This is a genomic window from Christiangramia sediminicola (genome assembly GCF_031344135.1).
Lineage (GTDB): Bacteria > Bacteroidota > Bacteroidia > Flavobacteriales > Flavobacteriaceae > Christiangramia > Christiangramia sediminicola.
This window is the reverse complement of the sequence record NZ_JAVJIU010000002.1, coordinates 367927-380611: the sequence shown is the minus strand read 5'-3', so window position 1 is coordinate 380611 and position 12685 is coordinate 367927. Positions and strand designations below refer to the sequence as shown.

Annotated in this window: 15 protein-coding genes and 1 tRNA gene; 9 read left to right on the top strand and 7 right to left on the bottom strand. The window is 36.4% G+C overall.

Annotated features, from left to right (window positions below):
* Positions 1 to 37: 37 nt before the first annotated feature.
* Complete coding sequence (locus RE431_RS05615; protein WP_309560985.1) at positions 38 to 331, bottom strand: DUF493 family protein; 294 nt, start codon at positions 329 to 331, stop codon at positions 38 to 40.
* A gap of 82 nt (positions 332 to 413) precedes the next feature.
* Between RE431_RS05615 and RE431_RS05610 the strand changes: the two genes are divergently transcribed.
* The 5 genes from RE431_RS05610 (at position 414) to RE431_RS05590 (ending at position 4938) form a co-directional block, all read left to right on the top strand.
* A complete protein-coding gene (locus RE431_RS05610) occupies positions 414 to 947 on the top strand; it encodes an AAA family ATPase (protein WP_309560984.1) in 534 nt (177 codons plus the stop codon).
* A gap of 6 nt (positions 948 to 953) precedes the next feature.
* The gene (locus RE431_RS05605; protein WP_309560983.1) at positions 954 to 2855 is read left to right on the top strand and encodes a RecQ family ATP-dependent DNA helicase; all 1902 of its coding nucleotides are present in this window, start codon (positions 954 to 956) and stop codon (positions 2853 to 2855) included.
* Positions 2852 to 3799 carry a methionyl-tRNA formyltransferase gene (fmt, locus tag RE431_RS05600; protein ID WP_309560982.1) on the top strand — a complete coding sequence of 316 codons (948 nt, stop codon included), beginning with the start codon at positions 2852 to 2854 and terminating at the stop codon, positions 3797 to 3799. Before RE431_RS05605 ends, fmt begins: the two co-directional genes overlap by 4 nt.
* Before the next feature lie 185 nt (positions 3800 to 3984).
* Positions 3985 to 4257 carry an HU family DNA-binding protein gene (locus RE431_RS05595; protein WP_006990442.1) on the top strand — a complete coding sequence of 91 codons (273 nt, stop codon included), beginning with the start codon at positions 3985 to 3987 and terminating at the stop codon, positions 4255 to 4257.
* 120 nt (positions 4258 to 4377) lie between these two features.
* Positions 4378 to 4938: a YqgE/AlgH family protein gene (locus RE431_RS05590; protein ID WP_309560981.1), complete on the top strand. Its 561-nt coding sequence runs from the start codon at positions 4378 to 4380 to the stop codon at positions 4936 to 4938.
* Here the strand turns inward: RE431_RS05590 and RE431_RS05585 are convergent.
* Positions 4935 to 5780: an aminotransferase class IV gene (locus RE431_RS05585; RefSeq protein ID WP_309560980.1), complete on the bottom strand. Its 846-nt coding sequence runs from the start codon at positions 5778 to 5780 to the stop codon at positions 4935 to 4937. The two genes, RE431_RS05590 and RE431_RS05585, sit on opposite strands and share 4 nt — an antisense overlap.
* A 51-nt stretch (positions 5781 to 5831) precedes the next feature.
* A complete protein-coding gene (locus RE431_RS05580) occupies positions 5832 to 6218 on the bottom strand; it encodes an START-like domain-containing protein (protein ID WP_309560979.1) in 387 nt (128 codons plus the stop codon).
* Positions 6219 to 6408: 190 nt separating this feature from the next.
* Between RE431_RS05580 and RE431_RS05575 the strand changes: the two genes are divergently transcribed.
* From RE431_RS05575 to RE431_RS05565, 3 genes are all read left to right on the top strand, one after another.
* Positions 6409 to 6482: transfer RNA gene (locus tag RE431_RS05575), tRNA-Met, on the top strand.
* Positions 6483 to 6628: 146 nt separating this feature from the next.
* Positions 6629 to 7612 carry a TerC family protein gene (locus RE431_RS05570; protein WP_309560978.1) on the top strand — a complete coding sequence of 328 codons (984 nt, stop codon included), beginning with the start codon at positions 6629 to 6631 and terminating at the stop codon, positions 7610 to 7612.
* 15 nt (positions 7613 to 7627) lie between these two features.
* On the top strand, positions 7628 to 8578 hold the full coding sequence (locus RE431_RS05565; RefSeq protein WP_309560977.1) for an aldo/keto reductase: 951 nt from the start codon (positions 7628 to 7630) through the stop codon (positions 8576 to 8578).
* A 53-nt stretch (positions 8579 to 8631) separates the two neighbouring features.
* On the opposite strand, the gene hisS is transcribed toward RE431_RS05565, so the two are convergent.
* Positions 8632 to 10002 carry a histidine--tRNA ligase gene (gene hisS / locus RE431_RS05560; protein ID WP_309560976.1) on the bottom strand — a complete coding sequence of 457 codons (1371 nt, stop codon included), beginning with the start codon at positions 10000 to 10002 and terminating at the stop codon, positions 8632 to 8634.
* Positions 10003 to 10137: 135 nt separating this feature from the next.
* Here hisS and RE431_RS05555 point away from each other — a divergent pair, with 135 nt between their 5' ends.
* Positions 10138 to 11376 carry an ABC transporter permease gene (locus tag RE431_RS05555; protein ID WP_309560975.1) on the top strand — a complete coding sequence of 413 codons (1239 nt, stop codon included), beginning with the start codon at positions 10138 to 10140 and terminating at the stop codon, positions 11374 to 11376.
* 8 nt (positions 11377 to 11384) lie between these two features.
* Here the strand turns inward: RE431_RS05555 and RE431_RS05550 are convergent, their stop codons facing one another.
* The 3 genes from RE431_RS05550 to rpsR all read right to left on the bottom strand — a co-directional run bounded on the left by RE431_RS05550 (position 11385) and on the right by rpsR (position 12685).
* Positions 11385 to 11858: a DUF6495 family protein gene (locus RE431_RS05550; protein WP_309560974.1), complete on the bottom strand. Its 474-nt coding sequence runs from the start codon at positions 11856 to 11858 to the stop codon at positions 11385 to 11387.
* A 65-nt stretch (positions 11859 to 11923) separates the two neighbouring features.
* A complete protein-coding gene (gene rplI / locus RE431_RS05545) occupies positions 11924 to 12373 on the bottom strand; it encodes a 50S ribosomal protein L9 (protein ID WP_309560973.1) in 450 nt (149 codons plus the stop codon).
* Between the two features lie 12 nt (positions 12374 to 12385).
* The gene (gene rpsR / locus RE431_RS05540) at positions 12386 to 12685 is read right to left on the bottom strand and encodes a 30S ribosomal protein S18 (protein ID WP_011709002.1); all 300 of its coding nucleotides are present in this window, start codon (positions 12683 to 12685) and stop codon (positions 12386 to 12388) included.

The following is a 12685-nucleotide window of genomic DNA, read 5'->3' as shown; positions in this document are numbered from 1 at the left end:
AGAAGCACAACAAAAAAGTTTCTTTATTACATAAGGCTTAAAGTGATATTACACCTTCCACTTTCTCTGCTACTTCTTTGTATTTCTCTATTACAGCGTCTGGGTTTTTCATCCTAACATTTATGGAAACACTGGTGTAAGTCCCTTTCTTAGACTGCTTTGTTTCTATCACAGCACCCATATCGTTAAAAATAGATTCAACTTCATCTATCTTATCTCCTTTAGTAGGAACGATGAATTTGTATAAATATTCTGATGGCCACATTGCCGTGTCCTGAAGTTGCTTTTTTAATTTCGCGTAAAATTCTTCGGGATTCTTAGATTCACTCATAATTTTTCTCCTTCTATTCAGCACAAAGATACAAGGAATGATAGCATTTTTATAATCAAATTCAATTGTCGAAATTTGCGGCGTGAAAAATAGAAAAATCGTAATTACCGGAGGCCCGGGAACCGGAAAATCGTCCATAGTGCATAACCTGGAAAAGAAAGGTGAAAAATGCCTTCATGAAATTTCCCGACAAGTGACTCTTGAAGCACAAAAGGAAGGTATTGATCAATTATTCCTGGAGCAACCATTACTATTCAGTGAGAAACTTTTAGAAGGTAGACTTAATCAGTTCAAAGAGGCATCAGCCTATAATTCTGATCATATATTCATAGATCGTGGATTACCAGATGTTGTCGCATATATGGACTACTTCGACACCAATTATCCTGAAATATTTGACAACACCTGCCAGAATAATCGTTATGACCAGATTTTTATTCTGCCACCCTGGAAGGAGATCTATAAAAGTGATAATGAACGCTACGAGAGTTTTGAAGAAGCCTTAAAAATTTCGTCTTATCTTTATTCTACTTATAAAAGGTACGGTTATGAGCCAATTGAGGTTCCAAAATTAAGCGTTGAAGACCGCACTAATTTTATTTTGGATAAGATATAAGCAAAATTGCAGGAGGAAGCTTTAAAAATATTAGAGAAATACTGGGGTTTCCGCGAGTTCAGATCTCAGCAGCTGGAAGTCATTGAATCTATTTTGGAAGGGAAAGACATTTTAACTCTTTTTCCTACAGGTGGAGGGAAATCTATTTGTTTCCAGGTACCGGCAATGATTAAAGAAGGTATTTGCGTGGTGGTTTCGCCACTTATATCTTTAATGGAAGACCAGGTAAATACTCTTCAACAGAAGAATATCAAGGCCATGGCAATTACCGGTGGCATCTCCTATGCCGATTTGGATAGAAATCTAGACAATTGCATCTTCGGAAATTTTAAATTTTTATACCTCTCTCCGGAAAGACTGCAGCAGGAATTAGTACGCGAGCGGTTGAAACAGATGAATATCAACCTGATCGCAGTTGATGAAGCTCATTGTATCTCTCAATGGGGACATGATTTTCGTCCGGCATACAGAAATATTGCGGAAATAAGGGAATTACTTCCAGAAGTACAGATCGCTGCTTTTACCGCAACTGCGACTAAAGATGTGATTAGGGATATTTGTCTTCAGTTAAAACTTGAAAACCCTGAAGTTCATCAGAAATCTTTTGAAAGATCAAATCTTCAATATGATGTCGTGAAAACTGAAGATAAGTTGTTCAGACTTACACAACTTCTGAATACAGATTCGGCTATTATCTATGTTCGAAGCAGAAATGCGACTCAGGAAATAAGTGATTTCCTGAATAAAAACGGAATCACTGCCGCTGCTTACCACGGTGGTATGAAAAAAGAAGATAAATCTGCAAAATTCGAAAAATGGCTCACCAATAAGGTAAGTGTAATGGTTGCCACAACTGCATTCGGGATGGGAATAGATAAACCCGATGTAAGAACGGTGATTCACATTGATCTACCAGAAAGTATGGAAAGCTATTTCCAGGAAGCTGGAAGAGCCGGAAGAGATGGCAAGCCTGCAAAAGCCATAATATTGACAAATGCAGGAGATATTCCAGTTTTAAAAAATCAATTTCTGAATAACCTGGCTGCCGTAGAAGATGTAAAGCTGGTCTACCGTAAATTAAACGCTTATTTCGCAATCGCATTTGGGGAAGGCGAAAATACCGAATATGATTTCAATTTTGCACACTTCTGTAACCAGTATAAATTCAATGCTCATAAAACTTATAATGCTTTGCAACTTCTAGACAGGTGTAGCATTTTAAGATTATCGCAAAATTATCAGAAGAAAACCGAAATTCAGATCTTATTATCAGGGAATCATCTTGATAATTACCTGGATGATAATCCAAGATATGCAAACGCAGTACGAACCATATTAAGAAATTACGGTGGTGTATTTGAAAACCTGATCGCTTTTAATCTTTCTTCAGTCAGTGAAAAATCAGGCATTTCAGAAAATGAGTGTATTAAGATATTTGAAGAATTGCATGAGAAAGAGATCATTGAATTCCATTTATCCAGGCATGATGCGAGCATTACCTACCTCGTGCCTCGTGAAGATGATTCAACGATTAATCCTGTAGCAGCGTTCATCAAGAAATATAATGATACAAAAAGATCAAAGATCGCGGCGGTGCTGGATTTTGTTCAGAATGAAAATATCTGCAGGCAGGTTCAGCTTTTAACTTATTTTGGAGATAAGGATCCTAAACCCTGCGGAAAATGCTCTGTTTGTATCAAGGAAGACAATTCGCTCTCTAAGGACGATATGAATGAGATCTATTTGGGAATCCAGCGATTATTGAAAAACGGATCTAAAAGTTCCAGAGAATTGGTAGCCGAATTGAATTATTCCGAAGAGTCAATTATCAGGATCATAAGCCTACTTTGCGAAAAAGGAATACTTCAAAGAACAGAAAATAATAAATATAAAATTTCAAATAAATGAGAGACCTTAGAATAGTTTTCATGGGTACACCAGAATTTGCTGTGAACAGCCTGGAAGCAATATTAGAAGCAGGCTTTAATGTTGTAGGGGTTATTACCGCACCAGATAGACCAGCAGGACGTGGACGAAAACTTAATGAAAGCGCCGTTAAGACTTATGCGGTCTCAAAAGGATTAAAGGTATTGCAGCCTACCAATCTGAAAGCTGAAGAATTTCAGCAAGAATTAAAAGAATTAAACCCCAACGTTCAGGTGGTAGTAGCTTTTAGAATGCTTCCAAAATCAGTTTGGAATTACCCGGAATATGGAACATTCAATTTACACGCCTCCCTCCTGCCTCAATATAGAGGTGCTGCTCCTATAAACTGGGCGATCATTAACGGAGATAAGAAAACAGGAGTATCTACTTTCTTTCTAGATGAAAAAATAGATACCGGGGAAATGATCTTGCAGGAAGAAACTTCAATTTTAGATTCAGAAAATGTTGAGTCGCTCCATGACAGGTTAATGGAGATGGGAGCCAATTTAGTGGTTAAAACACTTCGGGAGATCGCAGCAGATAATATTACTACCGAACCGCAACAGGAGTCTGATGAACTAAAAGAAGCTCCAAAATTAACCCGAGAAAACACCAGGATCAACTGGAATTCTCCGGTTGATGAGATATATAATTTGATTAGAGGACTTAACCCGTATCCCGCAGCCTGGTGTTACCTGGAAAATTCTACCGATGAATTGAAGGTTAAGATCTACGATATCGAAAAAATAACACAGGATCACCATTTACCAAATGGAACAATTTCTATCACTGATAATAAAATTAAAGTGGCAGCCATTGACGGTTATATTATAGTTAATGAAATTCAGTTACCAGGAAAAAGAAAAATGCTATCAAAAGCACTTTTAAACGGATTTAATTTTGCACCAGATGCTAAAATGCGCTAAAGCCTTATTAACACTGAATTTGTTGCATTTTAGTAAAAAACAATTATCTTTATTAACAAATCAGCTGAGTTATCAACAAATATGCGCTTTTCCCCTGTCATTACTTGCATGGACAAGAAATCCGTATAAATTTGTATACCAGTTTAACAGAATGTTTAACCAACAATTAATTTAAAATTCAAATTATGAACAAAACAGATTTAATCGACGCAATGGCTGAGAACGCTGGAATTTCTAAAGCAGCAGCAAAAAAAGCATTAGAGTCTTTCCTTGAGAACGTTGAGAAGTCTCTTAAAAAAGGAGATAGAGTATCATTAGTAGGATTCGGATCTTGGTCTGTATCTAAGAGAGCTGCTCGTGAAGGAAGAAACCCACAAACCGGAAAAACTATTAAGATTGCTGCTAAAAACGTAGTGAAATTTAAAGCCGGAGCAGATTTACAAAAAGCTGTGAACTAATAATTTGTATTAGTAAAAAATCAAAGCCTTCCATTTGGAGGGCTTTTTTTATTTAAAATTTTAAGCATTGTATTGCATTTATTACAATAAATAATTAGTTTAGATAAAAAGACTGCTACAATGATCGTGTTAAAACCAACCAAGGGGCATCTTTTAGTCGCAGAACCATCCATAATTGGGGATGTCTCTTTTAATCGTTCTGTGGTTCTCCTTGCTGACCATTCTGACAATGGATCGGTTGGATTTATATTGAATAAAATCCTGGATTTTACCCTTAAAGACCTGATTCCTGAAGTTAAGGGAGATTTTAGAGTATACAATGGTGGACCGGTAGAACAGGACAATCTTTACTTTATACATAAGATTCCAGATCTAATTCCAGATAGTATTGAAATCGCCCATGGTATCTTTTGGGGTGGTAACTTTGAAGCTGTTATGGATCTTATCTCCAAGGATCTGATAGATGATAAGCAGATCAAATTCTTTTTAGGATATTCTGGATGGGATGCAAATCAACTTGACGAAGAGTTAAGTTCACGTTCCTGGGTAATCACCGTGAATGAAGACAATAAAGACTTGCTGGAAAAACCTTACAATTCCTTCTGGAAGGATAAAATGCTTGAATTAGGTGGGGAATACATGCTTTGGTCTAATTCTCCAGAAAATCCAACCTATAATTAACCCAATCTTGCTTTTACATTAAGTTTGCTCAAAAGATCTTTAGAGACTTTGTGTGCATACTCTTTTTTTCGGTATTTACTTACCGGTTGTATTCCTTTTGCCACATTGGTAATAAACAATTCATCAGCCTTTTGAAGTTCAAATGGAGAAATTGAAGTTTCTTCTAAAGTATATTCGTCCGTTTTCTTCAGAATATTCAATAATTGTTTTCTAATGATACCATTTAGAACTCCATCTGTGATCGGTGGAGTTTTGATCGTGTTCCCTTTTACAAGAAATAGATTTCCGTTCAATGCTTCCACTACACTCTTTTTCTCATTCAGTAAAAGGCAATTATCATAACCATTCTCACTGGCGTAAATACTTCCAAGAACATTTACCGCCCTGTTATTAGATTTTATGGTAGAAAGTAACCCACTGGTCACGTAATGATCCTTAAAGAGCTCTATTTCATATTTTTCTTCATTGAAAAGATAGAATGAATTCTCCATCTCTTCAGCACTAATCACATATCCAATATCTCTTGTAGCAGGAGTATAATAGCCTCCTTGCAATCTGTACACAGCAAATTTAATTCGAGCGGCAGAGTTTGAAAGATCATTTGCTTCAATGATTTCCTTTATCTCCTGTTCTAAAAATTCAGGCGAAAAACTGGATGGGATCTCCATTCTCATAATACGCATAGAAGCCATTAATCGGAAATAATGATCTTCCCAGAACATAATTTTCCCATTAATAACTCTAATTGTTTCGAATACTGAATCTCCATAAGCAAAGCCACGGTTTAGCACCGATAATTTTGCGTTTTCCAGTTCTACTATTTTTCCGTCTAAATTGATCATAAAAAAACCCCGTTTTAAAACGGGGCAAAGTTACTATTTATAATAAGAAATCTAGGCTGATCCTAGAATCTGTTTAAGATCTGAAACCATATTTTCCCAAAGCATCTTTCCTTCATCCACCTCGTCATCTTCAGCAAAATCTGTGATCATAAGAGAAACATCCTTGGTGATATCATCTACTTGTATACGTAATTCGAAAAAATAAGGAGTGTCTTCATCGTCGATCCACTTGAATTTGATACGCTCGTCACTTTTCTTACTAACGAGCTTCGCTTTTTCCTCACTACCTTCCCATATAAAAGTAAAAAATTCCCCTCGGGAATTCACGTTATCGGCATACCACTCACTTAATCCTGAGGGAGTTGAAATATATTGGTAAAGTAATGAAGGAGAAGCTTGAATAGGAAACTCCATTTCGTATTTTATCTTTTCTTCCATTCTTGATTAATTAGTTTCGGGCAATATAGATATTAATTAGAAAGATAAAAAGAAATCAAAATAAATATTTTAGAAAATAAAGTTTGCGCCAAAACAAATTGTTTTTATATTTGCACCCGCATTACAGAAATCCTGCGAAGCCTTTTATCATAAGGCATTTCAAGATTTTTTACCGGTGCAAAAATCCTATGGCGAGGTAGCTCAGTTGGTTAGAGCGTCGGATTCATAACCCGGAGGTCCCGAGTTCAAATCTCGGTCTCGCTACAAAGTAAAATCCCTTCAATTTTGAAGGGATTTTTTTATTCCCGAAACTCTTCTTAAAACTTTAGATAAGCCTGTTATATTTATTTTAAAGTGAAAGTCTTTTCATTTTAAAACTCTTTTATTTGGGTAAATTTTTTTGATCGCAAATGCATCTTAACCTTTTACCTTTATACTTAATACAGGAAAATTCCACTCCAGGAAATACAGAAATTGATCCATGGATCTGGATAAGTTTCGCTGCATTTATTTTTATTTTATTGATCGTGGATCTGAAACTCGTAATGCAAAAACCACACAAGATCAATACACGTGAAGCGGCTTGGTATAGTGCTGCATGGATAAGCTTAGGTGTTGCTTTCACCGGCGTGATAGCATGGTGGCAAGGTTGGGGAGCCGCAGGAGAATACATAACCGGTTACCTAATCGAGAAATCATTATCCATGGATAATGTCTTTCTTTGGGCCGTTTTATTCACCTACTTTAAAGTACCTAAAGAATTTCAGCATAAGGTCTTATTCTGGGGAATCTTTGGAGCTCTAGTGCTTCGAGTATTATTCATCATCGGCGGGATTGCATTGATAGAAAGTGTACACTGGATCATATATGTTTTTGGAATCTTTCTGTTATTCACAGCTTACAAGATATTTAGAAGCGATATTTCAGACACTGACCCAGAGAACAACAGGATTTTTAAATGGGTTCAGAAGGTAATTCCGCAAACTAAAAACTATGAGGAAGATAAATTCTTTGTCAGGAAGAATGGTAAGAAGCTAGCTACTCCTCTGCTGGTAGTACTGATCATTGTTGAATTAACCGACATCATTTTTGCGCTGGATTCTATACCTGCTATTCTCGCAGTGACCCGAGATAAATTTTTGATCGTAAGTTCTAATGCCTTTGCGATATTAGGATTAAGAGCCCTGTATTTTTTGCTGGCAGATATGAAAGACAGATTCGTATATTTAAATGAAGGTCTGGGAATTATCCTTGCATTTGTTGGAATTAAGTTTCTTATAAGCGATCAATTTGAGATACCAATCTGGATCTCACTGGTTTTTATCGCCGTAGTATTGGGAGGATCAATATTTTTATCCTTGAAGCATCATCCCGAAGCGAATACCTCTAAATAATTATAAATTTAAAATATGGAATTAAGACGATTAGGAAATACCGATTTAAAGACTGCTCCAATTGTTTTTGGAGGAAATGTTTTTGGCTGGACAACAAATGAAAAAGAATCCTTTGATCTACTCGATGAATTCCTGGACATGGGTTTTAATATGATAGATACAGCAGATGTATATTCGAAATGGGCAGATGGAAATAAAGGTGGTGAATCTGAATCTATAATAGGTAAGCACCTAAAAATCAGAGGTAACAGACATAAAATAGTGTTGGCGACAAAAGTTGGTTCCAGTATGAAACAAGGTGGAAACAGCAATCTTTCAAAAGCCTATATTCTGAACCAGGTAGAAGAATCGCTGAGAAGGCTTCAAACAGACCATATAGACCTATATTTCACCCATAAGGATGACGAGAATACTCCAATTGAAGAAACCCTCGAAGCTTACGAAAAGCTGATAGATCAGGGTAAAGTGAGATATATAGGTGCCTCTAACCTTTCAGCCAGTAGACTAAAAAATTCACTGGAAATTTCAGAAAAGGAAAACTTACCAAAATATGAAGTTTTTCAGCCAGAATACAGCCTGGTGAATAGAAAAGATTTTGAAGGTGAAATTTTGAAAATATGCAAGGATCATCATCTGGGAGTAACCAGTTATTTTTCACTTGCCAGCGGATTTCTCACAGGAAAATACTCCTCAAAAAAGGAAATTTCAGGCAGTAGCCGTGAAATGTTCTTAAAGGACTATTTTGACGATAGAGGCCAGAAAATTCTAGCTGATTTAAAAGATATTTCAGATCATAGAAATAAATCACAGGCAGGAATAGCTTTGCGTTGGATCATTCAAAGACCGGGGATAACTGCTCCAATAGCTTCAACCACAAATTCTGAACAATTTACATCTTTCAAGGAAGCTATATCCTTTGAATTATCGCGGGATGAGATGGAAAAGCTAAATCAGGCCAGCTCATAAATAAAAAAACTTTCATAAGAAATGAAGGTTTTTTTATAATTACTTATCGGTATCTATTTCAAGATCTCGGCAAGACCTGAAATATCCAGACTTGACTGCTCTCCAGATTTCATATTTTTAAGGGTAAACTTCTGCTGATCCATTTCTTCCTCACCCGCAAGAACGGTATAAGGAATTTGGCGTTTATCAGCATACTTCATCTGTTTCCCCATTTTTGCAGAATCTGGATATAGCTCTGCTATGACATTCTTCGCTCTTAGTTCACGAACAGCTTTCATCGCATATAAGGCCTCTTTTTCTCCAAAATTGATAAAAAGAACTTTTGTATTTTCCGTCACTGTTTCAGGGAATAGACCCAATTCTTCAAGAACCAGGTAAATTCTATCAAGCCCGAAAGAAATTCCAATTCCACTCATATCTTTTAAACCGAAAATCCCGGTAAGATCATCGTAACGACCTCCACCACCAATGGAACCCATTTTTACATTCTCAGGCGCAGCTACTTCATAAATAGCACCGGTATAGTAATTCAACCCACGAGCCAGGGTAACATCAAGATCCAGCCTTGCTGCACTTAATGGCATTTCTTCAATGGCTTTTTGGATAAATTGTAATTCTTCTATACCCTTCTGCCCGTTTTCAGAACCTTCCAGAATACCTTTTAGACCTTCGATCTTTTCGGCAAAAGATCCTTTTAAATTAAATATTGGCTGAATTTTATTCAACGCCTCTTCAGAAATACCTTTTTCACGCATTTCTTTTTTCACTCCTTCCTCGCCAATTTTATCCAGTTTATCAAGAGCAACGGTGAAATCGATTAACTTGTCCTGCTCTCCTATCACTTCTGCAAATCCGGAAAGCACTTTTCTATTATTGATTTTAATACTTACACCATCAAGTCCGAGTTTATTAAAAACTGAATCATACAATTGAACGAACTCAACTTCCTGCCACAAACTTTTACTGCCAACCACATCTGCGTCACACTGGAAAAATTCTCTGAATCTTCCTTTCTGCGGGCGATCGGCTCTCCAAACAGGCTGGATTTGATATCTTTTAAAAGGAAATTCTATTTCATTCTGATGCTGAACAACATACCTGGCAAATGGAACCGTGAGATCATATCGCAACGCCTTTTCACTAATAGATGAAGTCAAGCTTAAACTATCCTTCTCTGAAAGTGATTTTTCATCTGCTTTCCGTAAAAAATCTCCTGAATTCAATATTTTAAAGATCAGGCGATCACCTTCATCTCCATATTTCCCCATTAGAGTTGACGAATTCTCGAAACTAGGTGTTTCAATAGGTTGAAATCCAAATCTTTTAAACTCTGTTTGAATAGTATTGAAAATATAATTTCTCTTTGCGACTTCTTCGGGTGAAAAATCTCTTGTACCTTTTGGTATAGATGGTTTTTGTGCCATGATCTGTTTTAAGCTGAATTTGCTATTATAGGATTGCAAATATCTTAATTTTTAAGCGAACCCAAACAAATTTGAAATTTTAAGTAACAAAGTTCTAATTTTATAGTCTAACCGGTAAGCCAGAAAATTTAATTCATGTTTTCACTTTTTCGGGAGAATATCAGGATCGCCCTTAATTCCATCAAGAATCAGTCTCTTAGAACCATTCTAACGGTTCTAATTATCGCTATTGGTATAACTGCGCTCGTTGGTATATTAAGTGCCGTAGCGGCTTTGGAAAATACGATTAGTAAAGATTTTGCTTCTATGGGCTCCAATACATTCAATCTTCAGAGATATGAATTCAGAACTCAGAGCTTTGGTAATGAAGAGCAAAAAGTCAATCCGATCATAAGTTACAGGGATGTAAAAGAGTTCGAAGAAAAATTTGAATATCCATATACTGAAACAGCCATTTCATTTACAGGTACTGGTTCTGCTGAAATAAAATATGAGAATGAAAAGACAGATCCTGAAATTTCAGTATTAGGAGTAAATGAATATTACCTGGAAAATTCAGGACTTAAAGTAGAAGATGGTAGGGAATTCAATGTCTTTGATATAGAAAACAATAACAATGTAGCTGTAATCGGTTCAGATTTCAAAGACGGAATATTTAAAGGCTTTGATCCGGTAAACAAAACCATTAGTGTTCGTGGAGCAAAATTTAAAGTGATAGGAGTTTTAGAGTCTAAAGGAAGTACTTTTGGAAACAACCAGGATCTTCGTGTTTTCATTCCAATTCAGCATGCCCGTTCTATTTTTTCTCAGCCAAATATCAATTATAGTCTTAGTGTAAAAGTTGAAAATAAAGAATTGCTGGATGCAGCCATGGATGAAGCCATAATTACCTTCAGAAATATTCGCGGATTGAATCCAAAAGAAGATAATAACTTCGGACTTGAAAGAAGTGATGATCTTATAAATAGGATACTTTCAATCACAGGTGCTTTAAATGTAGCGGCCTGGATCATTTCTATCATTACAATCTTTGGCTCATCTATTGCGCTTATGAATATCATGCTGGTAACCGTTACCGAAAGAACTCGCGAAATTGGAGTTCGCAAGGCACTTGGAGCTAAAAAGAATACGATCGCAACTCAATTCTTCCTGGAAACTCTGGTTATTGGTCAGATTGGCGGATTACTAGGAATTTTACTAGGTATATTGATAGGCTATGCGGTCTCTTCTTCTCTGGATTTCGACTTTACCACACCTTGGAAAGCGATGTTCTGGGCAACAGGCATCACCATTTTAGTAGCTATTCTTGCAGGAAGTTATCCTGCAGCAAAAGCTGCCAAACAGGATCCTATTGAATCTCTTAGATACGAATAGACGAAAACCTATCCGTTTACCACATCTTTAAAATAAGCATAAAGCTCACCCTGAGTGATATTCGCACCCTGCTTGATCAATGCAAAAATATCCTTATTCCTGTCTTCACTAATGGCCTTAGTTGAAGTATAAATGTTAACGGCATCATTCATAAGATTAGTCTGCAACCATTGATAACCTTCTCTGGTAGTAATATCTATTGCTTCATTCTCAATCTTAATTGCAATAAGTTCTATGGTTGCGGTTGTAATATGAAAAAGGAAAATCTGGTTAGGTGAAAAATGCTCGAGAAACTCCACTTTATTTAAAACACCTTCCCATACCAGATCACTGAATATATCCAGCTCTGCTTCCGCAGTTTCCGGCTTGTCCTTTTTGATCTGTTGCCACTCATCTGCAGTGATAGATTGGGTTGCCAAAAAATTAATGAATTCCTGGTGCATCTCTTCAAACTGCTCTTTTGTTAATCTTGCGTATTTCATACTGAATATTAAAAAGAAAAGCCCACTCAAAGAATGAGCAGGCTTTATTCTATAAGTAAAATAAATTAAGCGTCAGCTACAACGTCAAAAGTAAAGTTAGAAACTACCTCACGGTGAAAACGTAAAGTTGCTTCGTACTGCCCTAGACGCTTGATGTTTCCACCAGCGATGCTAATATATTTCTTTTCGATCTCTACACCTTCTTTAGCAAGAGCGTCAGCTAGATCACCATTTGTAATGGATCCGAAAAGCTTATCACCTGCACCTGCTTTCGCAGTAAGTTTGATCTCAAGGTTGTTAAGTTTCTCAGCTTGTTTCTTAGCTTCGTCAATATGCTTTTGTTCTTTATAGGCGCGTTGCTTCAAAGTTTCAGATAAAACCTTTCTTGCAGAAGGAGTTGCTAGTTCAGCAAAACCTTGTGGAATAAGATAATTTCTACCGTAACCATTCTTAACAGCTACAACGTCATCTTTAAAGCCTAAATTATCTACGTCTTTTTTAAGTATCACTTCCATAACTGCCTCTTTTTATTTTAATAAATCACCTACGTAAGGCATTAATGCTAAGTGACGAGCACGTTTCACGGCTGTAGCCACTTTTCTCTGGAACTTCAAAGAAGTACCTGTTAAACGACGAGGCAACAATTTACCTTGTTCGTTAACAAAGCCCATTAAGAAATCAGGATCTTTGTAATCGATATACTTAATACCTGATCTTTTAAATCTACAGTACTTCTTAGCTTTGGTTGTTTCAATATTAAGAGGAGTAAGATACCTGATCTCTCCGTCTTTTTTTCCTTTTGCTTGTTGTTCAATAGATGTTGCCAT